Source organism: Paenibacillus puerhi (assembly GCF_009846885.1).
Taxonomy (GTDB): Bacteria; Bacillota; Bacilli; order Paenibacillales; family NBRC-103111; genus Paenibacillus_G; species Paenibacillus_G puerhi.
On sequence record NZ_WUWM01000002.1, the window covers coordinates 172,413 to 197,564 of the forward strand.

Below are 25,152 nucleotides of genomic sequence, written 5' to 3' on the forward strand. Positions count from 1 at the left end.
CCGTTTATATTTGAATTGGTTTGTTTCAAGTTTACCATACTTTATCACCTCGTGAGCGTGACATTTTTCACAGCAGGCTTTAGCCGGGGCGGGGCTCCGCTTGCCGCAAAAAAAATCCCCTCCAGCCGTATTCAGGCTGAAGAGGATTTTTCGGATTCTGTGTTAGGCTTTCGACGGAGAGAGTTTACCGTCTGTGTCTTCTGCTTGCTGCTCCTTATTCGAGGTGCGCAGCGGTATTTCCCGCAGGAAGAACGTCAGCACCAAAGCGACGACGAGCAGCGCGGCTCCCGCCAGAAAGACGGTGGTCAGCGAGGCACTAAGCGCATCGCGCAGCATCTCGATCATCTTGGTCAAGATCGGCTGAACCTCTGCAGGCAGTGTTTGCTGAAGCTCTGCGAGCTTCGGTTGATCCAGCAACATCTCCGGGTTCTGGAACGCAGCCAGCTTGGAGGCAACCGCCGGATCGAGCTTGGTGATGTCTACGCCGCCGCCCGAAGCCATAGTCTCCTTGAGATTGCTGGTCAGACGCGATGCCATGATCGTTCCCATCACGGCGATCCCGATCGTACCGCCGAGATTCCGGAACAGCTGGGAGGAGGCCGTCGCTACCCCAAGCTCGGAAGGCTTGGCGGCGTTCTGCACGGTAAGCGAGAAGACCGGCATGCCGAGACCAAGACCCAAGCCGAAGATCAGCATGCTCAGCACCGCCATCCAGACGCTGTTCATATAAGCCATCATGACCATGCTGAGCACCATGATCGGCATACCGATCAGCGCATAACGCTTATATTTGCCCGTTTTGGTAATGAATCTGCCCGTAACCGCGCTGACAACCACCATACTGAGCGACATAGGCATCGTGACATAGCCCGAATACGTAGGAGCAATCCCGAGGACGCCCTGGACGAAGAACGACAGATAGATCAACGCCCCCATCATCCCGGCATTCATCAAAAATCCGATCACATTCGAAATCGTAATGATGCTGTTGCGGAATAACGATAGCGGCAGTACCGGGCTTTTGGCCTTTGTCTCCACCCAGATGAAGATAAGAAGGCTGACAACCGCAGCTGCGAACAATCCGATAATCTGCTGCGAGCCCCAGGCATACTTCGTACCCGCCCATGAGAAGCCGAGCAGCATCGGAACGATGGTCAAGGTCAGGAACAGCGAGCCCGCGTAGTCAATTTTTTCGGAAGCGCGGCGCTCCACTTTGGGAAACAAGGCCATAATCAGTATAAACGCGATAAGTCCGATAGGAAGGAAAATCCAAAATACCCATTTCCAATTCATATGGTCGACGATCCAACCGCCCAAGGTTGGCCCAAGGACGCTGGAGAAGCCGAAGACAGCCATCATCAGGCCGGTCCATTTACCGCGTTCGCGCGGCGGGAACAAGTCCCCTACGGCCGTAAAGGCACAGGACATAATGATACCGGCACCGATACCCTGTATCCCGCGATACGTGATCAGCTCGAATATGTCGCGGGACAAGCCGCTCATAAACGCTCCGATGATAAAAAATACAATCCCCGCCAATATAAACGGCTTGCGCCCATATATATCGGACAGCTTCCCGACCAGTACGGTCGAAATCGTCGAGGTCAGCATGTAGATCGTAATGACCCACGTGTAATAGTCCATCCCGCCCAAGATCGCAATAATGCGCGGCATGGCCGTACTTACGATGGTCTGGTTAATGGCCGCGAAGAACATCGCAGCTATGATCGCCACCATAATCGTCAGTTTTCGTTTCGGTGTTAAATGCTCCACTCTATCTTCTCCTTGTCTCTTATGTGTAGGATGATTTCTTTCGTACTATAATATTTCAATAGTAAACAATTAAACTATACAAGAATATGCAGGCTTCGTCAAATATATGTTTCCGGAATTGCCCCAACGGGAAAAGGGCCCCTTACGGAGCCCTTCACGGCGGTGACATGGTTTTGGTCTACTGCGATTGTACCTCGCTGAATCTCGGGTATTCCAACATTGACGAAAGTTATACCTTACAGGTACTACAAGTACGTCTCTGCGGCACATCCCCTCGCTTCGCTCAGGATTCGATCACAACTGCCTCTGCCTCGGTATTGCTCGTTAGATCGCCCAACGGAACCACACCTCTCTCGTTCACCGCCTAAGCCTAGTATGACCGATCCCGACCAGGTTATACCTTACTTGTCGAAGAAATGTTTCGCCAAGCCGGGTCCTGCGCCTTAAGGGGTTAAGTAAATATCCGGCTTCGGCGACGGATTCATGCCGGTACCGAGATAATAGCTCGTATGCGGCGGCTGGTTATATGCGACATTTTGCCAGGCGACGCCAAGCCGATATACCGGATCATGCATCAAAGTATGGATTTTATAAGCCGTTACATCGGTTGTCGTGAACAGGCGGAGCGCCGTACTGTCGCTCGTCCGCCAGATCACCTCTTCCCTCCAGTCCCCAATCAGATCGGCCTGAAGCGAAGGATTGCCCTTGGTCGAATTATTGGAACTCGTGCCGGTAGCGGTAAGCAGGCGGGTCAAGCTATTGTTCGAATAATTCCACTTGTCGATCTTACCCGTCCCCCCCGTATGGTCGAGCAGCTCGCGCGACAGATCGCCGTCCCACCAGATGGCGAAATTCACGGAGGACGGAGCGGTGTCGCTGATCTTGGTGCCCGTAACCGTGTACAAGCCGATCCCTGAAGCCCACAGCTCCGCACCCTTATGCCGGGGGTCGATATCCGCGGCCAACCCTCTTCCCGTATCGGAGCCCGTATGCAAGCCCCATAGGATCTGGCCGGTTTTGGCATCATGTATTTCTGCTCCGTAAGCGGCTCCCGTACTTTCGTGAACCTGGAACACCTCGAGCCCCGCCCGGTCGGGATTCAGATCGCTCTGATGCATCGCATCCCCGTGGCCCAAGCCGGTATTGTACAGCTTGGCCCCATTATCATCAATGCCCAGCGAGCCGTAAGCGATCTCGTCCTTCCCGTCCCCGTCCACATCCGCTATGCTGAGGTTGTGGTTTCCTTGGCCGGCGGTACCGGGATTCGTGGAGCTGTTGCTGTCAAAGGTCCATCGGCGGGTCAGCGCGCCGTTGCGCCAATCGTAGGCGACCACGACGGTCCGGGTATAATAGCCGCGAGCCATAATAATGCTCGGCCGCACCCCGTCGAGATAGGCGACTCCGGCGAGGAACCTGTCCACCCTGTTGCCATAGTTGTCTCCCCAATCGGAGACGTTACCCCGAGGAGGCAAATAGTCGGTTGTGGAGAGCGCTTTCCCATTCGTGCCCGAAAACACAGTCATAAATTCCGGACCCGCAAGAACATAGCCGCTGGAATTCCGATGGTCGGCAGCTGCATTGCCGATGACGACTCCTGTGCCGTCCTTGGTGCCGTCAGCCGTCTTGCAGACGACCTCGGCCTTGCCGTCCCCGTCGAAGTCGTAGACAAGGAATTGGGTATAATGGGCGCCGGCCCGAATGTTTTTGCCCAGGTCGATCCTCCACAGGAGGGTGCCGTTTAGTTTATAGGCATCCAGATACACATTGCCCGTGTAGCCGGATTGGGAATTATCCTTCGAATTCGAAGGGTCCCATTTCACTATAATTTCGTATTCGCCGTCTCCGTCCAGATCGCCTACACTTGCATCGTTCGCGCTGTAGGTGTAGCTGACGTTATCCGGTGTCGTGCCTCCCGCCGGCTTCTGGATCGGAATATCCTTATAATTATTGCTCCACACGGCAGCAGCTGGAGAGGCCGGCTGTTCGACGCCATTCACGATAGCCCGCACCGTATAGCTGGATGAGGTCGTCCCCGCCGCGTCCTGATAGTTCGTGCTGTCCGTAATCGGTGAGGCATTGACCTTGGTTCCGTTTCGATATAGGTTAAAGGTCGTGGATGCATTCTCCGTTCCCAGCAAGCGCCAGCTGACGAATACTCCGCTGCTTACCTTTACGGCGACCACTCCGCGGGACAGCTTTTCCGCCTGACGGGCCGCCGCAACAGCCGGGGGAGCCGGCAGCAGAGCAGAGCCTGCTACCGCGGTACTCAGAACGAGCAAAGCCGACAACTTCCAGGTGTAGCCCCAATTTTTGATCATCATTTCATCCCTCCAACTTTAGATTTGAATAGCCTGGCCAATAATTAAAGCGGTTACATTCCTCCTTTCGACTTGATATGGGTATATTTTACTATAAAAGAAAATTCGAACAATTCAAAAATCAGTGTTAGTTGTTTAAAAAAACGGGATTTTTTCACATACATGGACATTCTGCAGGAAGACGAGAGTCTGAGCTGCCTCATGCTGGCGGGCTTGCTCAAGAATACATGCGAAAGCTGAGCTGTTGGATAGGAAAAAGGCCTGTTGAACCGCTCAACAGGCCTCAAGTTTCCGTACGCTAACCTTCCAGCTGCTCGAAGTATCGCTGCAGCCGCCGAGCCAGCTCGTCGTCCGACAGCGGATTGCGATGCGTATTTTCCAAATAAATATGCTTTTCGGTCTCAGGCATCAGGTATTCCTTGTACCATAGGAAAAATTCGGGGCTGTCTCCGTGCATCCGGAGAAAACGGCGCACCGTGTCGACATTGCTTACCGTGCTCTCGATGTTGGTCAGCCAATCGGCGCGGTAAAAATACTCCCACTTGCCATGCTCAGAGTCCCGCAGCGCCTGAAGCCCTTCCTTATAGCTCCACATCGACTGCGAGGCGTAATCGAAGGCTTGCAGATACCGCTTCTCGGTATAGGCCTCGTATGCGCGGCACAGCCACATAAAGCCCTCGCAGCCGGAGCGGTGCAGCTCGCCATCGAAGCGAAGCTGATCGACCGCGCGCTGCCGGTCTTGGTCCCCGAGCAGCGCGATGACCTGATCGCAGCGCTCCGTCCAGTCCTTCCAGCGGGCCAGCCCCCTCTCGCAGCTCTGTCCGAAGTGACGGACCTGCTCGGCGAAGGATACTTCGCCCGTGGCCCAATAGAGACGTTCGTCGGGTCGCTCTCCCCGTCCCTGCAGCCAGTGGCCCATGATTCGCCGGGCGGGATGATGATAATACTCCTCCCCGGCGAGATCGTCGGCATGCGGCCCGTAAGGCGGCGCCGCTTCGGTATAGGTGCGGTACAGCTCTGCCAGCCCGGCGTGACCCTCTGTATAATAATGCCTCACGAAGCTGTCCAGGTGCGCCTCGGTATCGATCGTGACTGCCTGCCACAGCTCGCGAAGCACATCCAGCGTGTAGACATGCGGACGAATATTGCCGCAGTTCAGCAGCAGGTAGTCATCCGCCCCGGCCGCCAAGGCCGACTCGACCTCCTGCTTCAGAAATCCGGCAGAGCCCGGGAACATCGTCAGATGATTGGATGCCTGCAGATCATGGAACGTTAGATGGTAGTAGATGCCGTGCCTTCCGGTATCCTCGGCGGACGGCAGCGCCGGCACCCGCAGATTCAGATGCCGTGACGCCGGGACACCATACGACCGTAGCCATTGTCCGCCCATACCTTGATGACGTCCTCCGGAAGCTCGACATATCCGCCCTTGTACAGCTCCGAAATCTCGCCATACAAGGCAACGCAGAATACCGGAAGGGGGACGGAGCTTCGGATCATCTCATGCTGCCTGCGGATGACGCGGCTGATCATCGCCTCGCTTCTCGGGCGTATCGAACGAAGGATCGTTCTCCCAGAACGGCTTGTCTCCTTGACCTCGGAAAGACAGCACCCACAGCACCTTCCGGTCCCGCTGCTTCTCGATCGCTTCCGTCCACAGCCGCTCGAACAGCTCCGGCGCTTCCTGATAGCTCGCCCTGCGGCCGGGATAGGCCAGCAGAAACATCTCGGCCCCGAGCGCCGTTTATACCCCCGAGTAAGCCATGAACCCGCCATCGACGGGCACCGTGATGCCCGTCACGAACCCGGACATGCTGTCGTCCGCGAGCCACACGAGCGTGCCGAGCAAATCCTCCGGCTTGCCGAAGCGGCGCATCGGGGTGTGGGTGATGATCTTGTGGGAGCGCTCGGTCAACGAGCCGTCCTCTTGCGTGAGCAGCCTTCGGTTCTGCTCGGTGAGGAAAAAGCCGGGAGCGATGGCATTCACCCGGATGCCGACATCCGCCATATGCACAGCCAGCCATTGGGTAAAATTATCAATCGCCGCCTTCGCTGCGCTGTAGGCCGGCACCTTCGTCATCGGACTCGGAGCGCTCATGGAGGATAAGTTGATGACTACCGCTCCTGGCCTCTGGATCATCTGCTTCGCAAACGCCTGGGTCGGGATCAGCGTCCCCAGGAAGTTCAGATTGAAGACGAAGCCGAAGCCCTCGTCCGTCAGGTCGAAAAAGGTCGTTATATCGGAGTTCAGCAGATCCTCCGGCTTGAGCGTTTCGTTGGTGGTGCTGCCCTTGGGATGATTGCCGCCCGCTCCGTTGATCAGAATGTCGCAGGGTCCAAGCTCCTTCAGAATAAGATCGGCGGCCCGGTTGACGCTATCCGCATCGAGCACGTCGCAGGCCACAGCGAGCGCTATTCCGCCGCCCTGACGGATCTGCCGCGCTACCGCCTCGCCCTTCTCCGCCGTACGGTTCAGGATCGCTACTTTCACGCCATGCCGGCCCAGCTCCCGCGCCATGGCCGAGCAGAGAACCCCGCTGCCCCCGGTGACTACAGCTACCTTGCCTTGCAGATTTGGATGGATGGGTATCATTGCAATCTCTCCTTTTTCTCCCTTTGGAAGGCATCCCAGACGCCCCACAGGTACATGATGCCGAGCGCCCGGTCGTACAGCCCGTAGCCCGGACGGCATTGCTCATCCCAGATATGCCGCCCGTGGTCGGGACGCGCATAGCCCGTGAATCCGATTTCATGGTAAGCGCGCATGATACCGACAATATCGACCGTTCCGTCTTCGGCCCGGTGCGAGGTCTCGATAAAGTCGCCATTCTCATACACCCGCACATTACGGATATGGGCGAACGGGATACGTCCGGCAAATTCGCGGACCATCGCGGGAATGTCATTAGCCGGGTTAGAACCAAGCGACCCGCTGCATAACGTCAGCCCGTTATACGGGCTGTCCACCAGCTTCAACAGCTTGCGGAAATTGTCCGGTCCCGTCATAATGCGCGGAAGCCCGAAGATCGGCCATGGCGGATCATCCGGGTGGATGGCCATCCGGATATCGTACTGCTCCGCGACCGGAATAATCTGCTCCAGGAAATATTGGAGGTTGTCCCATAGATCCTGCTCCGTCACCTGCTTGTAGGCTTCGAACAAAGGCGCCAGTCGCCGCAGCCGTTCCGGTTCCCAGCCGGGCATCGTGAAATACGGATTGTCGGCGATCATGCGGACCAGCGCTTCCGGATCCATCAGGTCCACTTGGGCTTTGTCGTAGAACATCGCAGTCGAGCCGTCCTCCAGCGCCCTGAACAGATCGGTGCGGATCCAGTCGAAAACCGGCATAAAATTGTAGCAAATGGTTTTGGCGCCGACCTGAGCCAGCTTCGCTATCGTTTTCTTGTAATTCTCGATGTACACATCCCTCGTAGGCAATCCCAGCTTGATATCCTCGTGAACGTTGACGCTCTCGACAACCTCCAGATGGAAGCCATGCGCATCGGCCTGTTCCTTGTAGGCCATTATTTTGTCCATCGGCCATTCTTCGCCCGCCGGCACATCATGCAGCGCCCACACGATCCCTTCGACCCCGGGGATCTGCTTGATCTGTCTCAGCGAAACCGTATCATTGCCCTCTCCATACCACCGAAACACCATCTTCATCGTCCCTGTCACCCTATTCCTGAAAATATTGCGGGTAAGCCGCGCGCAGCTCCGGCAGCTCCGCATCAAGCTTGCCCAGATGCCGCCCCAGCAGCTCCGCGGTCAACGCCTCATCGCCCTGCTCGACCGCAGCGAACAGCGCGCGGTGTTCCTCCATGACTTGATCCATATGATGAAATTGCTGCAGCGCCAGACAGCGCAGCCGGTTCAGATGGCCTCTCATCTCATACACAACCTGAAGCAGCGTCGCATTGCCTGTAATCTCCATGATCGCGTAGTGAAAGGCTTCGTCCAGCTGGAGAAACAAAGCTATCTCTCCGGCGCGGACCGCCTCCTGCTGCCGCTGCAGCAGCTGGATGATCGTTTCCCGGACGCGCGCGTGCTTGACCGGATCCCACAGGCGCGCGGCCATCCGGAAGGCGCCCAGCTCCAGCTGCTCGCGGATAAACCGCGTCTCGCTCACCTTGCGCTCGGAAATCTGCGCAATTCGCGTCCCGCGCTGCGGAAGCACCTCGAGCAGTTGCTCGCTGACGAGCAGCCGGATCGCCTCGCGAATCGGCGTACGGCTGATCCGCAGCTCCTCGGCCAGCTCGTTCTCATAAATCATACTGCCGGGAACCAGTCGCAAGGCGACAATATCTTCCCGGATCGCTTCATAGATCTGATTGGATTTACGCTGGACCCCGAGCCCTGAAGATCTGTCTGTAATGGAAGCCACCCCCTCTTCGTTAGGGCTATTGTACCTCCTTCCCAACTTGTATACAAGTTAAAAGTTTCGGACTTTAGACCATGCCGCAAGGCTGGCTGTTCTACATACTATTAAGAAGCCGTCCCGAATCGGACGGCTTCGATGCGCTTCCTTGCTGCTAACGAATAAGGCCATACTTCAAGCCAAGCACTCCCGCAATCATTACAGCGGCTTGCACCCTTGTCATCGGCTGATTCGGATGAACCCCTCCGTCATAGCCTTCAAGATAGCCGGCCTTTACAAGAGCCGCTACGCTCTCCCTGGCATAGGACGATATATCGGCCGTATCCTTGAAAGAAGTTAGCAAGCAGGCCCTAGCGAGGGAATATTTACTACTTTAGGTTCATGTTGGATTAGATTCAATTGTTTACAATAGGTTACGAAGAACCAAGACCCAAAGGAGTGAATTTGTAGTGAAATCGTTAGTAGGGCGTCTATCTCTTCTTCTCGCATTTAGTATGTTTGCAGCCTTGCCTCTTGCCTCTGCACAATCATCTGCCCCTTCCGCCGGTCCCAAGTTAAAACAGGAAGAAGTCTGGTTCAATAGTTATTGGGGAACTTATCTCTCTACGGTAAGCACGGACGACCGCAAGGAATTTTACGCTTCGGGCCCTCGAGGAGAGACCTGGATGGTCAGCATCGCCGGAGATCGTTTCCGATTGCGCGATTGGAAGCACCAGCAACCTACGATCTATACCAAGGAGCTGCGCTACGAAACCGCAAGCGGCGGCGGCAGTCAGTTCTCCACCGCGATTATTAGTGAGGACGGCCGGCTCTACGACGTGGAGAAAAACTGCTATGGCATCTCCACCATCCGCTTTTCGGGAAATTTAGTGGTTAGCACCGACGTATTCGTCGTCAATCCATAGCCCTACGGCAACAAGCCCCCGATTCCCATCGGGGGCTTGTATTGAGACGTATGACCTCCCGTAAAGAGAAAATCATGGGGAGTCGTCCCTCTTTTTCTTCTTCGATTCTTCGATTTCAACGTTATCGGCAGGCCTCAGCTCCAGGTTCTCAAACAGAGCCGTCATGCTTTTCATCTTTGCAAGCGCTTCATCTTCACGAAGAGGTCCATACAGCACTTTGCCCTTGTAGCAGATGTTAAATTTCATAGACACTAGCACTCTCCATAAACTAAATCTCTATAGGTCTATAGTATCATATAGATTCACCATTATAGCAAGTATATTGAACAAATTATTACATACCAGTGCCTTACCTCCTAATAATTGGAACAATTTCGGAAGGTTCACCTTCTTCTTTTCTCCCATATTTTATGATAAACTAAAGCGATATTTGATGCTTTTGAGCTTGAATTCCCAGCTTCACCTTGCAGGAAAAAAACAAATAAAACGACAAGTCTGTCGGACAGACCTATCGCTTTAGTTAAGAAATGAGGCTTTACTTATGTTGCTGCACAAGGGCGAGATCCTCTTCCGTCAAGGGGAATCGGGTCCGCTTTTTCGTCTCCAAAGCGGCTTGTTGAAAATAATCCGTGTCCATGAGGACGGTCATTTTATACTGGTAAATATCATTGTACCCGGCGAGACCATTCCCCACCATTCCCTGCTGACCCCCAATCCCTATTATGGAACGGCGGTCGCGCTTGTCACGTGCGAGGTTGACGTTCTTCCAGCGGCCTCCTGGTACGCGCAGCTGGAGGAGGACCCTTCCTTATACCGGACCATCGCCCTCCAGCTCCAGAACAAACTACGCATGATGCAGCAGCGCATCGACCAGCTAACGAAGGCGTCCCCGGCAGAAAAGCTGAGCAACCTTCAGCTCTGGTTCCAGGCTTATACCGGTGTCAGCGAGCTGACGGACATTCTGACGCAGGATGAGATCGGTCAGTTCATCGGTCTTCGCCGGGAAACGGTGAATCGGCTGCTGCGCGCTCACAAGCTGCCCGCAGGGCCAAAAAATTCATAATGAATATTCTTATCCTCGACTCCCCAGGCCAGCAGCGAATCCCGAACCTTCTTCATGAAAGGGGTTGGCCCGCAGAAGTAAAAGCTGGATTCCCGGTTCCCCGCCGTATGAATAAGCCATTCCAGATCAACGAAGCCTTCTTTGTGAAAAGCCGCTTCCCTGCGATCCCGCTCTGTCGGTCTCTCATAGCACCAATACACGGAGAATCGCGGGTTGCTCCTCACCACGTCTTCGACGTGGCCGCGCATAGCATGCACATCTCCATGCTGAGCCGCATGGATGAAGGTAACGGCACGATCCGTGCCCGAGTCGGCCAGCGTATTGAGCATGCTTATCATCGGTGTCAGCCCCACGCCCCCGCTCAGCAGCACGACTGGCTTGTCATCCTTCTGATCCAACGTGAAATCTCCGGCCGGCGCCGACAGCATCAGCACGTCCCCCTCCTCGACCTGTTGGTGGAGAAATACCGAAACCTTGCCGGCTGGTCGATCGCCCACCGCTTCCTCACGCTTGACGGAGATTCGGTAATAAGGCTTGGCGGGCGCATCGGACAAACTGTATTGCCGGATATGCGTATTAGCCTCTCCCGGTATAGCTAGCTTGATACTCACATATTGTCCGGGCTCGAAGGCAGCCAACTGCCCCCCATCCTGCGGAACCAGATAAAAGGAAGTGATCACTTCGCTCTCCCGTTCCTTGCGCTTGACGATAAAGGGCCGGAAATCCCCCCAGCCGCCCGCCTGCTCCTCGGATTCCTTATACATATCCGCCTCCACGCTGATGAACACAGAAGCAATTACTCCGTATGCTGCCGCCCATGCCTCCAGAATTTCTTCCGTAGCCGCGTCTCCAAGCACTTCTTGAATGGCTGCCAGCAGATGCTGACCTACAATCGGATAATGCTCCGGACGGATCCCGAGGCTCCGGTGCTTATGGGCAATCCGCTTGACCGCAGGCAAAATGCTCTCCAGCTGATCGATGTGCTGGGCTGCGGCGTATACCGCATTGGCCAGTGCCGTTTGCTGTCTTCCTTGCTTCTGGTTGGCGTGGTTGAATATATTAAGCAGCTCGGGGTGGCTGGTAAACATACGCTCATAGAACCTTGTCGTGATCGCTGTTCCATGGACCTCCAGCACAGGTACGGTGGACTTGATTACCGCTATCGTTTTTTCATCCAGCATCAGTATCGCATCTCCTTTGTTTGTGAGCTTTTGATCTACGTCTAAGTATAGGTGAGGGGAAGAGGCAGCATAGTGATTACAATCACACCTAAATCTAACGATCTGTGACAATAACCACTAGACAATTGCAGCGTCTCTGCTTTCCGAGACCTATCCAAGACAAAAAGGTCCAAGCCTGATGCAGGCTGGACCTAAAGTGATCTGTTTGGTTTAAATAGGCTGGGTTATTTCACTATCAAGTACTTTCCCGTGATCGACTGCTCCGCATGGATAATCTGCGAAGGCAGGCCCTCGAACACCACCTGGCCGCCCTTGCTGCCCCCATCCGGCCCCATATCGATGATCCAATCCGCTTGGCTGATCACATCCGTGTTATGCTCGATGACGATCACCGTATTGCCGGCATCCACGAGGCGGTTCATGATCTCCAGAAGGTGTCCGATATCTGACATATGCAGGCCGGTCGTCGGTTCGTCCATCACGTAAATGCTGCCCTTCTTATGCAGCTCGCTTGCCAGCTTGATGCGCTGGCATTCCCCGCCCGAGAGCGTGCTGAGCGGCTGGCCGAGCGTAATATAGTTCAGCCCCACATCGCTCATCGCCTGGAGCTTGCGCACGACCTCCTTGAGCTGGAAAAATTCCAGCGCCTGTTCCACCGTCATCGCCAGCACTTCTGCGATCGACTTGCCGTTCAGCTTGTACGCGAGCACCTCTTCCTTGAACCGTCTGCCTTCGCATACTTCGCAAGGAAGCTTCACGCTGTCTAGGAACGCAACATCCGCATACACGACGCCCAGTCCTTGGCAGTTCTCGCAAGCTCCCTTGGAGTTGAAGCTGAACAAGCCTTGGTTCACTTTGTTCGCCGAAGCAAACGCCTTGCGCACATCATCCATAATGCCCGTATAAGTCGCAGGATTTGAGCGCGTCGACACGCCTATCGCCGATTGGTCGATGACGATCGCATCGGGATGCTGGCCGAGGAAGATTTCGTTAATCAGCGTACTTTTGCCCGAGCCGGCGACGCCCGTAACTACGGTCAATACCCCGGTAGGAATATCTACACTCACATTCCGCAGATTATGCAGCGAAGCATCCTTGATGGATAGCTTGCCGGACGGCTGCCGGGAGTCTTGCTTCAGCTGAAGCGGCCGCTTCATATGGGTGCCTGTCAGCGTACCGGACTCCAGCAAGCCTTCGAAGCTTCCTTCATACATAATCGTGCCGCCGCGGCTGCCCGCATGAGGGCCGACGTCGACGATATGATCCGCCACCTTGATCACATCGGGATCATGCTCGACGACAAGCACAGTATTGCCTTTGTCGCGCAGCTTCTGAAGCAATCCATTGAGCCGGTGTACATCACGGGGATGCAAGCCAACGCTCGGCTCATCGAAGATGTAAGTGACATCCACCAGACTGCCGCTCAGATGCTTCACCATCTTGACGCGCTGCGACTCGCCGCCAGACAAGGTATCCGTTTCGCGGTCCAGCGTCAAGTAGTCCAGTCCGATATCGACCAGATGCTGCAGCCGCTCCGTCAGCGCCTTTACGATCGGTGCAGCGGCAGGGTCGTTAATCTCCCGAATGACGCGGATGAGCTGGCCGACCTCCATAGAGGACAGCTCCGCAATATTGCGTCCATTGATCCTGCAGCTGAGCGTGGCCTGACTGAGTCTCGCGCCGCGGCAGCTGGAGCAGGGACCTTCGGAGATGAACGGCGCTACCGCTCGTTGTGTTCGTTCGGACTTCGTCTTCACATCCTGCTTGATGTACTTGTTGGTGAACTTCTCCAGTACGCCTTCCACGGTAATGTTCATGGCCTTCCCGCCGAACTGCACCTGCAGTTTGCTCGCCTTGGCATACAGCAGCTTCTCGAGCTCTTCCTCCGAATAATCGCTCAGCTTCTTGTCGAGATCGAAATTCCGGGACTCCACGATCATATTAAATTCCCAGCTGCCCACCCCATAGTCTGGCAGCAGGAGTGCCCCTTCATTCAGCGACTTGGACATATCTAGCGCCTTGCTCATGTCGACGCCAAGCCTGCGGCCGAGCCCGCTGCACTCGGGACACATGCCTTGCGGATCATTGAACGAGAACATATGAGCTTGTCCCACGTAAGGCTGACCCACTCGGGAGAAAAGCAGTCGGAGAATGGGAGAAATATCGGTAATTGTGCCCATCGTAGAGTGGGAGCCGCCGCCCAGCCGCTTCTGATCGACGATAACAGCCATGCTCAGGTTCTCGATCGCATCCGCCTCCGGCTGCGGAAAGCGCGGCAGAAAGTTGCGGACGAACATACTGAAGTTTTCATTCAGCAGACGCTGGGATTCGGAGGCGATCGTATCGAAGACGATCGATGACTTGCCTGATCCGGATACCCCGGTGAAGATCGTGATCTTCCGCTTGGGAATGCGCAAGGACACGTTCTTGAGATTGTTTTCCCTCGCACCCGAGATGACGATATATTCCTGATTCGTTTCGCTCATGCTTAACATCCTTCCGATGGCATTAATAACTGGATGCGGTTATTGTTCCAATACCTTCTCAAGCTCGCTATTCGCGCTCCAGAACTTGCTGTAGAAAGCCGCCCAATCTTGAATTTCTTGGAGTGGAGCGGCGTTGAGCCTAAATCGGGTTTCTCTGCCGACTTTTCGGTCAAGCACCAATCCGGCCTCTTTAAGGATGGTCAAATGCTTGGATACCGCTGTGCGGCCCATCTGAAACTGTGCCGTTAATTCATGAAGCGGCTTCTCCTCCGCCTCTGCTAACAGACGAATCAGCCGGCGCCTGGTAGGATCTGCAATCGCGTCAAACACATCCCGCAACTGGTTATTTTCGCTCACAACAGCTCTCTCCAAATTATTATTTTCTGCGGTAGAAATCCAAGGGGTATGAAGGGACAGCCGTTACCTTCACCACCTCCTTCACGAAACTGGACACCATTTAGTGACACTTTTATTGTAGGACGCCATCTGGTGTCACGTCAACATCCTGTAGCGACTCGCATGTTATTCTGCCCTAGTTAACAAATAGGGATAGATTTTCGTTCGTGCATCTGTTATATTATAACTATAACAAGTATAACGTTTGGAGGTGACAGCATGATTATCCGCTTGGATTTGGAGTCCGATACACCCATCTATACGCAGCTGGTGCAGCAGATCGTAGAAGGCATAGCTTCCGGCCGACTGCAGCCCGGAGAGCCGCTTCCCTCCGTCCGCACGCTGGCAGGCGATCTGGGAATTAACCTGCATACGGTCAATAAGGCGTATCAATTGCTCAAGCAAGACGGGTATATTCAGATTCACCGCCAGAAAGGCGTTGTCGTGCAGCCTCAGGGCATGCCTGATCTCACACCGCAATACCTCAAGAAGCTGGAGGGAGATCTACGGCCGATCATCGCCGAATCTATCGCCAGAAGCATGAAGAAGAATAAGCTTATCGAGCTCGTCGAGAAGCTTCATGCCGAATTATCCGTGAATTAACCCGAGGAGGTATTCGCCCATGAACGAATGGCCTATGTATGTTATTGTATGTTTAGTTTGGGGATTATTGGTTGGTCTCGCTTTAGTGATGCCGTCAGGGATGCGTAAAGGAGTTTTCTTCGGTATTAACCTTCCCGCCGAGGCCCTCAGCGATCCGAAAGTGGGAGAAATCGAACGGAGGTATAAGCTGCTATGCGTGGGGATCGGTACGGCCATCGGCGCTCTCCTGCTCGTCATCCTCTATACTGGCGGAGAACAAGTGGATACGGCTGTGATTCTGGTCGGAACGCTGCTCGCCGCGCCGGTCTCTCTGGGCATCTACCTGTATGCCCACAACAGCGTTAAGAAGCTGAAGCTGGCCAAGGGCTGGAAGACGCCCACCAGCCGATTTGTGGCAGCCGACATCTCGGCAGCCAGACGTCCGAAGGGTATCTCCGGTGGCTGGTATTTACTCATCCTCGGCCTGATCGCCCTGAATGCAGGTATTATCGCAAGCCTCTACGATCAGATCCCGGATGTCATGAATCTCCATTACAACATGGCCGGCGAGGTGGACCGGACGGCGCCGAAATCCTTTTTCTACGTATTTCTCATGAACTTTATCCAACTGGGCATGGCCGGCTTTATGTACCTCATGCACCTTACCGCCAATCGGATCGGGCAGCGCCTGGACCCGCAGGCCCCCCGCAGGTCGCTGGAAGACGAGGAGAAAGCCCGGAAGAAGCCGCAGCTTATCCTGTTGTTCTCTACGCTGGCGATCGTTTTGGAATTCGGCATAGTCCAGTTCGGCATAATCGAGCTCTTGCCAGGCCCGGTCATGGCCATAGCAGCTATAGCCATCCCCCTACTGATCGTCATAATGGCTATCGTCACTCATCAGAAAATGGACTACAGCGTCGCGACCGAAGCGCTGCATCCGAATGACGATGATAAATACTGGAAGGCCGGTCTGTTTTACCACAATCCTTCGGATCCTTCTTTGATCGTAGAGAAGCGCGTCGGCATCGGCTGGACCATAAACACGGCTCGACCCGCCGGGTGGCTGCTGGTATTAACCCCCCTTATCCTGGCGGCCGTGGTCTTGATTTTGTCTTGGCAGGCAGAATGAAGCAATCAGCTTGTCCCGAATAGTTAAGAAGGCAGGGCCCCTTAGAGGGAGCCCTGCCTTCTTATCTTCGACCCTTGGTTTAAACCATAATTTTGCAAATGTCATTCGTGAATTCGACCGGGTCCTGAAGCGGCAAGCCTTCGATCAGCAAAGCCTGGTTGTACAACAGCGCCGTATACAGGTTCAGCTTGTCCTTGTCCTTCTCGAACGCATCCTGCAGCGATTTGAACACGTCATGCTGAACGTTGATTTCCAGCACCTTGTCGGCCTTCACGTTCGGGTTGTTCGGCATCGCATTCAGGATCTTCTCCATCTCGATGGTAACCTCGCCCTCCGTGGACAAGCATACAGGATGGGATCTCAGTCTCTTGGATGCCCGAACGCCTGTAACTTTATCGGCAAGCAGACCCTTCATATAATCGAATAGCTCTTTATGCGAGTCCTTCGCTGCCTCGTCCTTATCCGAGGACTCCTCCGATTCGATGCCCAGATCGCCGCTCGATACGGATCTGAACTCCTTATCCTTGTACTTCATGATCATCTTGATCGCAAACTCATCAATGTCGTCGGTGAAATACAATATTTCGAAGCCCTTCTCCGCTACAAGCTCGGTTTGCGGAAGCTTTTCGATCCTTTCGTTGGAAGGACCGGAAGCATAGTAGATATATTTCTGGTCTTCCGGCATTCTGGAGACATACTCATCCAGCGATACCAGCTTCTTCTCCTTGGAGGAGTGGAACAACAGCAGATCCTGCAGCACATCCTTGTGACTGCCGTAGTCGCTGTACACGCCAAATTTCAATTGGCGGCCGAAAGCGCTGTAGAACTGCTCGTACTTCTCTCTTTCGTCCTTGAGCAGGCTCTGCAGCTGGCTCTTGATCTTGCTTTCGATATTTTTGGCGATTAGCTTCAGCTGGCGGTCATGCTGCAGCATTTCGCGCGAGATGTTGAGCGACAGGCTTTCGGAATCGACCATCCCCTTGACGAAGCTGAAGTAGTCCGGAAGCAGATCCGCGCATTTGTTCATGATCAGGACGCCATTCGCATACAGCTCCAGGCCCTTCTCAAATTCCTTGGTATAGTAGTCGAACGGCGTGCTGCCCGGAATGTACAGAATCGCCTGATAGACGACTGCCCCGTCCGCGCTGATATGGATATGCTTGAGCGGCTTGTCGAAGCCGTAATGCTTCTCGTTGTAGAAGCTCTCATAATCTTCCGCCGTCAACTCGCTCTTGTTCTTTCTCCAGATCGGCACCATGCTGTTGACGCGCTGCTCTTCCTGGTAATCCTCGAATTCATTCTCCGTTCCTTCTTTGGGCCTCCGGCCGGAGATATCCATTTTAATCGGATAGCGGATGAAGTCCGAGTACTTCTTGATGATCGATTTCAAGCGGTATTCCTCAAGAAATTCGTCGTAGCTGTCGTCTTCCGTATTCTCTTTGATCTTCATGACAATCTCGGTACCCACCGCATCCTTCTCGGCAGGCTCGATGGTGTAGCCGTCCGCACCGGTCGATTCCCATTTGTAAGCCGTGTCGCTGCCCAAAGCTTTACTGATTACGGTTACGACATCCGCTACCATGAAGGCCGAATAAAACCCGACGCCGAATTGGCCGATAATATCGTGGCCATCCTTCGATTCGTTCTCTTTCTTGAAAGCAAGCGAGCCGCTCTTGGCGATGACGCCGAGGTTATTCTCCAGCTCCTCCTTCGTCATCCCGATCCCGGTATCGCGAATCGTTAAGGTGCGGTTTGCCTTATCGGCGGTAACCTTAATATAGTAGCTATCTTTGTCGAAGACCAGGTTGTCATCGGTTAGCGCTTTGTAGTAAATTTTGTCGATCGCATCGCTCGCGTTGGAGATCAGCTCTCTAAGGAAAATTTCCCTTTGCGTATAAATGGAGTTGATCATCATTTCCAACAAACGTTTGGACTCTGCCTGAAACTGCTTTTTTTCCACTCCGGATCTCTCCCCTTCCCTAAATAAGGCGCTGCATTTAGCACTCTCCATCATCGAGTGCTACTCATTCCTTTTATAACATTCCTCATTTTCGATGTCAAGGCGGACGAGGCTTTGATTTGTGCTCGGCATCCGAAGCGGTTCCTTCGATTAATACTGCCAGGCCGAGGGCTTGGTCATCTCTTCCCACATCTTCAGAATCGCATAAGCTTCTTCATCCGAGCTCCCGCACATGTCCTCCGAGGGCCGCAAACTGCTGCATACTTCGGGACGCCCCGGTTGACCGTATAGCCCGCACCGGTTGCCGGCCGTCAGATGCAGGCAGGGGATGCCGGCCGGCTTCCCTTCGGGCATCCCGGGAATCGGCGAAGAGATCGAAATCACCGTACAGCATGCTCCACAGCCTGGTCTGCATTCCATCATGCCCACCTCCTTGGATATCCATTTAGAAATTCCCGGGTAGTACTATGACATGAGTTGACATCGTTAGGGGTTATCCTAGGTAATAAATCCACGAAAGGAGTAACAATGATGAAAAAACCTTTAGATGGGAAGATTGCTTTGGTGGCAGGTGCAACGCGCGGCGCCGGCAGAGGAATAGCTATCGAATTAGGGGCGGCCGGGGCTACGGTGTATGTGACAGGACGCACGACACGCGCCCAGCGCTCCGAGTACAATCGTCCTGAGACGATTGAAGAAACGGCTGAGCTTGTCTGTCAAGCAGGCGGCCGTGGGATTGCGGTTCAAGTGGATCATTTGGAGCCTGATCAGGTTCAGGCATTACTTGCTCGCATCGAGCAGGAACAGGGTAGACTGGACATCCTGGTTAACGATATATGGGGAGGCGAACATTTGACCCAGTGGAATGTGCCCGTGTGGGAGCATTCCCTTGAACGTGGGTTTCGCATGCTTCGGCTTGCGATCGACACGCATATTATGACCAGCCACTTCGCGCTCCCCCTCTTAATCCGAAACAAGAATGGACTGGTTATCGAAGTAACGGACGGAACGGCAGAATACAACGATAACAACTACCGACTATCTCTATTCTACGATCTGGCCAAGACGTCGGTCATCCGCATGGCCCGGTCTTTAGCCCATGAGCTTTCACCGTATTCCTGCACCGCCGTTGCCGTAACTCCGGGCTGGATGCGTTCCGAAATTATGCTTGATCACTTTGGGGTCAAGGAAGAGAATTGGCGCGACGCCACGGCGAAGGAGCCGCATTTCATCATCTCGGAGTCGCCCCGTTTTGTAGGGCGGGCCGTTGCCGCGATAGCTGGAGATCCCGAAGCAGCCCGCTGGAACGGTCGCTCTGTTTCGAGCAGTGAGCTCGCCCAAACGTATGGTTTTTACGATATTGACGGCTCACAGCCGGATTGCTGGCGGTATCTCGCAGAAGTGCAGGAGGCAGGCAAACCAGCCAATGCTGCCGGTTACCGCTAGCCCCCGGCAAACGCCTGAACGGTGACCCCCGAGAGAGTCACCGTTCCCATTGCCGTGTTAAGCATGCTGACCTGCCCTTTATGCCCGCACATCCGGCGAGGCAGGCCGCTTCGGGCAGTTAAGCTTACGCCTGGTTGACGTTACTTTCATCCATATACACGATTTCCCAGAGGTGTCCATCGATGTCCTGGAAGCTCCACGAATACATGAAGCCATGATCGATCTTATCGTTGTAAGGCTTTCCGCCTGCAGCCAGAGCCTTGTTGACGAACTCGTCCACTTTCTCCCGGCTTTCCGCCGACAAGCCCAAGATCACTTCCGTCGTTGTGACCGTGTCTGCAATCTCTTTCTGAGTAAACGTCTTAAAGAAGCTTTCTACCAGAAGCATCGCGTATATATGCTCCCCGATGATCATACAAGTTGCGTTCTCGTCCGTAAACTGAGGGTTGAATTCAAACCCGAGCTCTTTGAAAAATGCGACGGACTTGTTCAAATCTTTAACAGGCAAATTCACGAAAATATGTTTGGATTGGAAAGCCATCCTGTTCACCTCATCTTCTAATGGTCGCTTACTTCCTCCATTATAACCTATTCTTCGGGCTCGTATTTCTTCCCGATTGCTAGGTTCGCCTACTCGCTCCCCTCGCAGCTTCATGCTCGCAAGGCAGGCTGATCCGAAACAACGTGGAATAGGACGGGTCCTCCAGTAGCTCAATGGTTCCCTGATGAAGAGTAATTATTTTTTTGCAGATGGCTAGACCTAATCCCGTATTATCCTTTACCCCGCTGTGACCCCGAACAAACTCATCGAAAATATGGTCCCTGATCTGTTCCGGAACGCCCGTGCCGTCATCCCCCAGAACGAGCACGGCATACCCGCCTCTTCTTTCGCACGAAGCATAGAGCGTCGTTCCCGGAGGGTTGTACTTGAGCGCATTGCCGATCAGATTGGCGGCGACCCGGTTCATATGCCTCTTATCCAGCCTGACGGGCAGCGGTTCTTCGGGGATGTGCGCTTCCAGCTGAAACCCCTTCGCCTCCAGCTCGGGGTAGCATTCCGCCAGCATATGCCGGAACCACTCGGCCATGTTCACCGTTTCCCGGTTCAGCTTGAGCTGAGGATCGTCCAGCTTCGCCAGCTCAAACAAATCTTGAATCAGATGGGACATATAGGCCGATTTATCGTACATGTACTGCACATATTTCCGTCTGAGGCCCTCATCCGCTTCCTTCGTCTCCAGCAGCAGCTGCGAATACCCTAATATGGAGGTGATCGGCGTCTTCAAATCATGAGACAAATGCAGCAGCATGTTTCGTTTATGATGCTCGGCCGCTTCCTTCTCCGCAGAGGTACTCTGAAGCCGTTCAGCCATCTTGTTGAAGGCTTCTCGGATTTCGGCAAATTCCTGCTCGGCCGAAAAATCAAGACGCTTCTTGTAATTCAAGTGCTCCATCTCTTTAATGCCATCCACAATCTGCTGAAGCGGCTTTTTGATCTGCCTGACCGAATATCGGGCGTACACATAGAGGGCAACGAACAGCAAGACGGCAAATAAAGCGGCAAACAGGCCAAACGCCGTGGAAACCATCTCCAGCCGCTCGGGTATTTTCCAGAGCATCACATAAGCTTCGCCTCGCGGTCCCTCGACAGGGTAGGCATGATAGTGAATCGAATCGTCGTTTCGCAGTATATCCAGCTTCGCATATAGCTGGGCCCCGCTGTACTGAACGATGTCGTCTTCCTTGCTGCCCTTGACGTAGATCACACTCCCCGCTTCATCCACAATCTCCAGCCAACCGCCATATTGGTCCAGCAGCCGGCCGTCGATGTTGTCGAAGGGATACCGGTACATCTCGGCGCCATTCACCTCGTTCAAATCCGCCGTTCGATCCACATAGCGGTTCATCAACAGATCCATGCCGAAGAGGGATAGGGCGATCGTAACCAGCATCAGGCCGCTGATCGCCATATAATTCCGGAAAAACAGCTGTCTCAACGGCCTTTTGACCGCGGGTCGCTTATCCTTCTTATCCTTTTTCAAAACGGTAGCCTAACCCCCTAATCGTAATCAGATAGGCCGGCTTTCTTGGGTTATCCTCCAGCTTCTCCCGAAGCTTGCTGATATAGACCATAATTAAATTGTCGTCACCGATGTAGTCCTCGCCCCACACCCGCTCATAAATATGCGCCTTCGTAAACACACGGCCCGCATGCCCCATCAGCAGAGCGAGAATTTTGAATTCATACGAGGTCAGCTCCTTCGCGACGCCTGATTTGTACAGCAGGCAGCTGCTCAAATCCAGCTTGACATCGCCGATCTCCAGAACGTCCTGATCCTCGCGCTCTTGTCTGGCAAAGGCATCGATGCGCCGGAACAGCGCCTGAACCCGGCTGACCACTTCTAGAGGGTTGAAGGGCTTGCCTACGTAATCGTCCGCTCCGAGCTGCAAGCCGGCGATTTTGTCCATATCGTCCGATTTCGCGGAAATAAACAGAAACGGAATCTGCGATTCTTGGCGCAGCTGCTTAAGCAGTTCAAACCCGTCCATCTCCGGCATCATAATATCGGCAATGACCAGATCGACCTGTTCTTCCTGCCATACCGACAAGGCCTCCTTCCCGTTGCCGGCTTCAAGCACCGTATACCCGTGATTAGTCAAGTAAATCGTCAGCAGCTCGCGGATCTCCGCTTCATCGTCTATGATGAGTATCGTTTTGATCGTTCCCACCCCTGGCTGCAGTGTTAAAATAAATGGTCGGCGAACCTTGACAGCAGCGCTGCCGCCTCCTGCCTTAGCATCGGCTGCCTCGAACGGTAATCCGATGCGCCGCCTGGACCCTGTACAACGTCCGAACCATATAACTGTTTCGCCACTACATAGCGAACACCTTCTTCGGCCCAGGAATCGGTGACGCCGCTAAGCTCAGCCTCTTTCGGTTCGGCATGCAGATATCCGAAGGCCATCCGCCAGACCAGGGCTGCCGCCTCCTGCCTCGTCAACGTGCCTTGCGGGTTAAACTTGTCTTCGTCCGAGCCCTGGATCAGCCCGAATTCATAGGCCGCTTGAATTTCTTCTATATAGGGACTATCCCCGAGGTCTGTAAATACGGGCTTCTGCCGCGAAGGAGCAATCCCTGCCCAGCGGATAAACCAGGCGACGAATTCCTCGCGCGTGATCGGCTGCTCGGGCCGGAAGAGCTCTTCGCCCTGCTTGTCATGGTCATCAAGCACCTTTAGTTGGCGCAAGTGGTCAATATACGCGCCGAACGGACTGTCCGCAGCCACATCCGGGAAAGGCAGCGGCGCCGCCATTTTTTCCGCCCAGCTATCCGACTTCCGATCATAGTAAAACGCCTGCACGCTGCCTGCGCCGTCCGGCTTGAAAGCGGCTTTGTTGCCTTCTTCGTCCTGGAACAGAAGCGGCTCAAGCTCCGTCAGCACATGATCGCCAAGCGGGTCCTGCACCCGAAGCTTCCCGTCCTCTACGCGAATGCGCGTCGTCCACATCCGGTTGCGCAGATCGCTATACGTGCCTTCCAGCTCCGTCAGCGCCCCGGGAGAAGACGCCGACGACGCCGATGGAGCAGGCGGGGCCGCCTCTTCCGGGTAATAGTGATCCATGAACGCTTCGAGCAAGGGCGTGCGGATTTCAAAATCCTTGTTAACCGTGACGAACAACCCGACCTTCTCTTCAGGAAGCAGCCACATGCCGGTATGATAGCCCTCGAGATCGCCAGCCTTCTCGATGACATATCGTCCGTTATAGTTCTGCTGGGTCGCATACTCGAAGCCGTACGCCATATTCGGAAGCGACGGATGGATCGCTAGCTGGGGCCGCTGCATCTCCGCCGCTGTCTCCGCTCGCAGAATCTCGGCTCCGTGCAGACTGCCCCCGCCCAGATGAGCCATCATAAACTTAGCCATGTCGGAGCTCGTGGACAGCATACCGCCGCCGGGAAGCTCAGTCGGGACGGTCGCATACGCAGGGATCGCTTCTCCGAGCTGATTGTACGGAACAGCTAGCTGCTGCATAAGCTGCGGGGTCAGCCGGAAGTCACTGTTTGCCATGCCCAGAGGTTTATAAATATGCTCTTGGATATAAGTCCCGAAGGGCTGGCCGCTCACTTGCTCAACTACATAACCTTGAATCGTAAAGCCAAGATTGTCATAGCGGTAAAACGCGCCAGGCTTGCGAACGACCGTCGGCGCGTTCTCCAGCACATATTGCTTCAGCGGAGCCTCCCGGGTCAGGTCCTGCGTAGCCGACTCCGAAGTATCGCCATATGCGAAGCCGGTGGAATTTGTCAATAAATGCCGCATGGTCAGCGGCGTATCCGTCTCATTGGGGATGCGGACATCGCCCAGATAAGCCGACAGCTCCTTGTTCAGCTCGATCTTTCCCTGTTCGGCTAACTGCATCACGGCGGTAGCTGTGATCACTTTGGATACCGATGCGACGCGGAACACCGTCCGGTCCGGATCGACAGGCTGTTGCTTCTCCACATCCGCGTAGCCATAGCCTTTATTCAGCAGCACCCGGTCGCCTTTGACTACCGCCACCGAAGCCCCAGCCAGCTGTTCCTTGATCTCGGGCTTGCTGAAGAAGGCATCGGCAAACCGTTCGACCTCCTTCGCGTCCTGGGGCCCTGCTGAGGGAACGGCTGCCGCGGAGACCGCCGGCAGCGATCCGACTGTGCCCACGTTTCCCGCCATAACGGCGACGGACAGCACGGCGGCACTTAGCCTGCGAAGCTTTTGAAATCTGCTCATTATTCGATCACTCCTTGGATTGATTGATTTCTTATCCTCAGAGTACCCGAGTAAGCTTAATACGTTTTTTATCCAATCTTAATGTAATGTGAAATCGGAGAGCGGCAGCCGGCAACCGGAAGACACGGGCCAGTCCCCCGTTTGCAAGCACATGATGGATGCTGCCGCTATAAATCCAACCAAATGTTACCCTCTTAGGTTCACGCCGCCAAAGAAAAAAGCCACGCCTACAGGGCGTGACTTCGTGTTTCCAGTCGGGACAAGCCCCTCGCTTACTCGGAGTCGGGACTTGGATAAGTTCTTCTCAGAAACTGGACCGACTGGCTGATCAAAGCTTTCAATACCTCGATATCGATATCCGCTAGCTTATTGATATATACGCATGCTTTCCCGGTCGTATGCTTCCCGAGCTTAGTCAACAAAGCTTCGCGCTCCGTGTCCCCTACGGCAAAGTACAAGCTGATCTTGGCTTTCCTGGGCGAAAATCCTACCAGCGGCGCATCGCCTTCGTGCCCGGAGGCATATTTGTAGTGATAAGAGCCGAAGCCGATTATACTGGGGCCCCACATCTTGGCTTCATAGCCTGTCGTCTCCGTAAACAGATCCAACAGTCGATACGCATCCGCACGTTTCCCGGGACTTTCCACCTGCTCTATAAACTCGATGACGCTGTGCTCGGTTTCTTTTGTTTTCAATTCAGCCATCCGTTCGCCTCACTCCTCCCGTGCCCTGTCTCCATAAGCTAGCTTTAGCTTGGCCCTAT

Annotated in this window: 25 protein-coding genes; 5 read left to right on the forward strand and 20 right to left on the reverse strand. The window is 54.4% G+C overall.

The window, feature by feature from the left end; all coding sequences use genetic code 11:
- Positions 1 to 162 precede the first annotated feature (162 nt).
- From GSF01_RS02575 to GSF01_RS30295, 9 genes are all read right to left on the reverse strand, one after another.
- Positions 163 to 1,773 carry an MDR family MFS transporter gene (locus tag GSF01_RS02575; protein ID WP_159881462.1) on the reverse strand — a complete coding sequence of 537 codons (1,611 nt, stop codon included), beginning with the start codon at positions 1,771 to 1,773 and terminating at the stop codon, positions 163 to 165.
- Positions 1,774 to 2,216: 443 nt separating this feature from the next.
- A complete protein-coding gene (locus tag GSF01_RS02580) occupies positions 2,217 to 4,091 on the reverse strand; it encodes a rhamnogalacturonan lyase (RefSeq protein ID WP_159881622.1) in 1,875 nt (624 codons plus the stop codon).
- 298 nt (positions 4,092 to 4,389) lie between these two features.
- Positions 4,390 to 5,481, reverse strand: coding sequence for a glycosyl hydrolase 115 family protein (locus GSF01_RS02585; protein WP_268893672.1), 1,092 nt, complete (start codon positions 5,479 to 5,481; stop codon positions 4,390 to 4,392).
- Complete coding sequence (locus tag GSF01_RS30015) at positions 5,430 to 5,624, reverse strand: glycosyl hydrolase 115 family protein (RefSeq protein WP_268893674.1); 195 nt, start codon at positions 5,622 to 5,624, stop codon at positions 5,430 to 5,432. Before GSF01_RS30015 ends, GSF01_RS02585 begins: the two co-directional genes overlap by 52 nt.
- Positions 5,593 to 5,817 carry a glycosyl hydrolase 115 family protein gene (locus GSF01_RS30020; RefSeq protein WP_268893675.1) on the reverse strand — a complete coding sequence of 75 codons (225 nt, stop codon included), beginning with the start codon at positions 5,815 to 5,817 and terminating at the stop codon, positions 5,593 to 5,595. Before GSF01_RS30020 ends, GSF01_RS30015 begins: the two co-directional genes overlap by 32 nt.
- A gap of 18 nt (positions 5,818 to 5,835) precedes the next feature.
- Entirely contained in the window at positions 5,836 to 6,684 is an 849-nt protein-coding gene (locus tag GSF01_RS02590; protein ID WP_159881463.1) for an SDR family oxidoreductase, read from the reverse strand.
- Entirely contained in the window at positions 6,681 to 7,757 is a 1,077-nt protein-coding gene (gene uxuA, locus GSF01_RS02595; RefSeq protein WP_159881464.1) for a mannonate dehydratase, read from the reverse strand. The genes GSF01_RS02590 and uxuA overlap by 4 nt, the downstream gene beginning before the upstream one ends.
- A 13-nt stretch (positions 7,758 to 7,770) precedes the next feature.
- A complete protein-coding gene (locus tag GSF01_RS02600) occupies positions 7,771 to 8,475 on the reverse strand; it encodes a GntR family transcriptional regulator (protein WP_235941232.1) in 705 nt (234 codons plus the stop codon).
- A 148-nt stretch (positions 8,476 to 8,623) separates the two neighbouring features.
- Complete coding sequence (locus tag GSF01_RS30295; RefSeq protein WP_159881465.1) at positions 8,624 to 8,812, reverse strand: S-layer homology domain-containing protein; 189 nt, start codon at positions 8,810 to 8,812, stop codon at positions 8,624 to 8,626.
- A 106-nt stretch (positions 8,813 to 8,918) separates the two neighbouring features.
- Here GSF01_RS30295 and GSF01_RS02610 point away from each other — a divergent pair, with 106 nt between their 5' ends.
- Positions 8,919 to 9,374 carry a hypothetical protein gene (locus GSF01_RS02610; protein ID WP_159881466.1) on the forward strand — a complete coding sequence of 152 codons (456 nt, stop codon included), beginning with the start codon at positions 8,919 to 8,921 and terminating at the stop codon, positions 9,372 to 9,374.
- A 72-nt stretch (positions 9,375 to 9,446) separates the two neighbouring features.
- On the opposite strand, the gene GSF01_RS02615 is transcribed toward GSF01_RS02610, so the two are convergent.
- Positions 9,447 to 9,620 (reverse strand): hypothetical protein, encoded by a 174-nt coding sequence (locus GSF01_RS02615; protein WP_159881467.1) that lies wholly within the window; start codon positions 9,618 to 9,620, stop codon positions 9,447 to 9,449.
- Positions 9,621 to 9,915: 295 nt separating this feature from the next.
- On the opposite strand from GSF01_RS02615, the gene GSF01_RS02620 reads away from it, so the two are divergent.
- Entirely contained in the window at positions 9,916 to 10,437 is a 522-nt protein-coding gene (locus tag GSF01_RS02620) for a Crp/Fnr family transcriptional regulator (RefSeq protein ID WP_159881468.1), read from the forward strand.
- Here GSF01_RS02620 and hmpA read toward each other — a convergent pair.
- From hmpA to GSF01_RS02635, 3 genes are all read right to left on the reverse strand, one after another.
- Complete coding sequence (gene hmpA / locus GSF01_RS02625; RefSeq protein ID WP_159881469.1) at positions 10,404 to 11,618, reverse strand: NO-inducible flavohemoprotein; 1,215 nt, start codon at positions 11,616 to 11,618, stop codon at positions 10,404 to 10,406. The two genes, GSF01_RS02620 and hmpA, sit on opposite strands and share 34 nt — an antisense overlap.
- 224 nt (positions 11,619 to 11,842) lie before the next feature.
- Positions 11,843 to 14,104, reverse strand: a complete 2,262-nt coding sequence (locus GSF01_RS02630; RefSeq protein WP_159881470.1) for an ATP-binding cassette domain-containing protein — start codon at positions 14,102 to 14,104, stop codon at positions 11,843 to 11,845.
- Between the two features lie 39 nt (positions 14,105 to 14,143).
- Positions 14,144 to 14,461, reverse strand: a complete 318-nt coding sequence (locus tag GSF01_RS02635) for an ArsR/SmtB family transcription factor (RefSeq protein WP_159881471.1) — start codon at positions 14,459 to 14,461, stop codon at positions 14,144 to 14,146.
- A gap of 258 nt (positions 14,462 to 14,719) precedes the next feature.
- Here GSF01_RS02635 and GSF01_RS02640 point away from each other — a divergent pair, with 258 nt between their 5' ends.
- Together GSF01_RS02640 and GSF01_RS02645 are read left to right on the forward strand one after the other, a co-directional pair.
- Positions 14,720 to 15,103, forward strand: coding sequence for a GntR family transcriptional regulator (locus GSF01_RS02640; RefSeq protein WP_159881472.1), 384 nt, complete (start codon positions 14,720 to 14,722; stop codon positions 15,101 to 15,103).
- 19 nt (positions 15,104 to 15,122) lie between these two features.
- A complete protein-coding gene (locus GSF01_RS02645; protein WP_159881473.1) occupies positions 15,123 to 16,211 on the forward strand; it encodes a DUF1648 domain-containing protein in 1,089 nt (362 codons plus the stop codon).
- 79 nt (positions 16,212 to 16,290) lie between these two features.
- On the opposite strand, the gene htpG is transcribed toward GSF01_RS02645, so the two are convergent.
- The gene (htpG, locus tag GSF01_RS02650) at positions 16,291 to 18,171 is read right to left on the reverse strand and encodes a molecular chaperone HtpG (protein ID WP_159881474.1); all 1,881 of its coding nucleotides are present in this window, start codon (positions 18,169 to 18,171) and stop codon (positions 16,291 to 16,293) included.
- Positions 18,172 to 18,321: 150 nt separating this feature from the next.
- Entirely contained in the window at positions 18,322 to 18,591 is a 270-nt protein-coding gene (locus GSF01_RS02655; RefSeq protein ID WP_159881475.1) for a YkgJ family cysteine cluster protein, read from the reverse strand.
- A gap of 108 nt (positions 18,592 to 18,699) precedes the next feature.
- Here GSF01_RS02655 and GSF01_RS02660 point away from each other — a divergent pair, with 108 nt between their 5' ends.
- Positions 18,700 to 19,617 carry an SDR family oxidoreductase gene (locus tag GSF01_RS02660; protein WP_159881476.1) on the forward strand — a complete coding sequence of 306 codons (918 nt, stop codon included), beginning with the start codon at positions 18,700 to 18,702 and terminating at the stop codon, positions 19,615 to 19,617.
- A gap of 124 nt (positions 19,618 to 19,741) precedes the next feature.
- Here the strand turns inward: GSF01_RS02660 and GSF01_RS02665 are convergent, their stop codons facing one another.
- The 5 genes from GSF01_RS02665 to GSF01_RS02685 all read right to left on the reverse strand — a co-directional run bounded on the left by GSF01_RS02665 (position 19,742) and on the right by GSF01_RS02685 (position 25,093).
- A complete protein-coding gene (locus tag GSF01_RS02665; RefSeq protein ID WP_159881477.1) occupies positions 19,742 to 20,158 on the reverse strand; it encodes a VOC family protein in 417 nt (138 codons plus the stop codon).
- 79 nt (positions 20,159 to 20,237) lie between these two features.
- Positions 20,238 to 21,587, reverse strand: coding sequence for a HAMP domain-containing sensor histidine kinase (locus GSF01_RS02670; RefSeq protein ID WP_159881623.1), 1,350 nt, complete (start codon positions 21,585 to 21,587; stop codon positions 20,238 to 20,240).
- A 58-nt stretch (positions 21,588 to 21,645) separates the two neighbouring features.
- Complete coding sequence (locus tag GSF01_RS02675) at positions 21,646 to 22,338, reverse strand: response regulator transcription factor (RefSeq protein WP_159881624.1); 693 nt, start codon at positions 22,336 to 22,338, stop codon at positions 21,646 to 21,648.
- 23 nt (positions 22,339 to 22,361) lie between these two features.
- The gene (locus tag GSF01_RS02680) at positions 22,362 to 24,389 is read right to left on the reverse strand and encodes a serine hydrolase (protein ID WP_159881478.1); all 2,028 of its coding nucleotides are present in this window, start codon (positions 24,387 to 24,389) and stop codon (positions 22,362 to 22,364) included.
- Between the two features lie 272 nt (positions 24,390 to 24,661).
- Positions 24,662 to 25,093, reverse strand: a complete 432-nt coding sequence (locus GSF01_RS02685; RefSeq protein WP_159881479.1) for a DUF1801 domain-containing protein — start codon at positions 25,091 to 25,093, stop codon at positions 24,662 to 24,664.
- Positions 25,094 to 25,152 lie beyond the last annotated feature (59 nt).

Bases quoted from the DNA above. Each gene is read 5' to 3' on its own strand.
- GSF01_RS02580 (WP_159881622.1), bottom strand. From the start codon at position 4,091: ATGATCAAAAATTGGGGCTACACCTGGAAGTTGTCGGCTTTGCTCGTT.
- GSF01_RS02585 (WP_268893672.1), bottom strand. From the start codon at position 5,481: ATGGGCGGACAATGGCTACGGTCGTATGGTGTCCCGGCGTCACGGCAT.
- GSF01_RS30015 (WP_268893674.1), bottom strand. From the start codon at position 5,624: ATGATCAGCCGCGTCATCCGCAGGCAGCATGAGATGATCCGAAGCTCC.
- GSF01_RS30020 (WP_268893675.1), bottom strand. From the start codon at position 5,817: ATGTTTCTGCTGGCCTATCCCGGCCGCAGGGCGAGCTATCAGGAAGCG.
- GSF01_RS02590 (WP_159881463.1), bottom strand. From the start codon at position 6,684: ATGATACCCATCCATCCAAATCTGCAAGGCAAGGTAGCTGTAGTCACC.
- uxuA (WP_159881464.1), bottom strand. From the start codon at position 7,757: ATGAAGATGGTGTTTCGGTGGTATGGAGAGGGCAATGATACGGTTTCG.
- GSF01_RS02615 (WP_159881467.1), bottom strand. From the start codon at position 9,620: ATGAAATTTAACATCTGCTACAAGGGCAAAGTGCTGTATGGACCTCTT.
- GSF01_RS02620 (WP_159881468.1), top strand. From the start codon at position 9,916: ATGTTGCTGCACAAGGGCGAGATCCTCTTCCGTCAAGGGGAATCGGGT.
- hmpA (WP_159881469.1), bottom strand. From the start codon at position 11,618: ATGCTGGATGAAAAAACGATAGCGGTAATCAAGTCCACCGTACCTGTG.
- GSF01_RS02630 (WP_159881470.1), bottom strand. From the start codon at position 14,104: ATGAGCGAAACGAATCAGGAATATATCGTCATCTCGGGTGCGAGGGAA.
- GSF01_RS02640 (WP_159881472.1), top strand. From the start codon at position 14,720: ATGATTATCCGCTTGGATTTGGAGTCCGATACACCCATCTATACGCAG.
- GSF01_RS02645 (WP_159881473.1), top strand. From the start codon at position 15,123: ATGAACGAATGGCCTATGTATGTTATTGTATGTTTAGTTTGGGGATTA.
- GSF01_RS02655 (WP_159881475.1), bottom strand. From the start codon at position 18,591: ATGGAATGCAGACCAGGCTGTGGAGCATGCTGTACGGTGATTTCGATC.
- GSF01_RS02660 (WP_159881476.1), top strand. From the start codon at position 18,700: ATGATGAAAAAACCTTTAGATGGGAAGATTGCTTTGGTGGCAGGTGCA.
- GSF01_RS02665 (WP_159881477.1), bottom strand. From the start codon at position 20,158: ATGGCTTTCCAATCCAAACATATTTTCGTGAATTTGCCTGTTAAAGAT.
- GSF01_RS02670 (WP_159881623.1), bottom strand. From the start codon at position 21,587: ATGGCGATCAGCGGCCTGATGCTGGTTACGATCGCCCTATCCCTCTTC.
- GSF01_RS02680 (WP_159881478.1), bottom strand. From the start codon at position 24,389: ATGAGCAGATTTCAAAAGCTTCGCAGGCTAAGTGCCGCCGTGCTGTCC.
- GSF01_RS02685 (WP_159881479.1), bottom strand. From the start codon at position 25,093: ATGGCTGAATTGAAAACAAAAGAAACCGAGCACAGCGTCATCGAGTTT.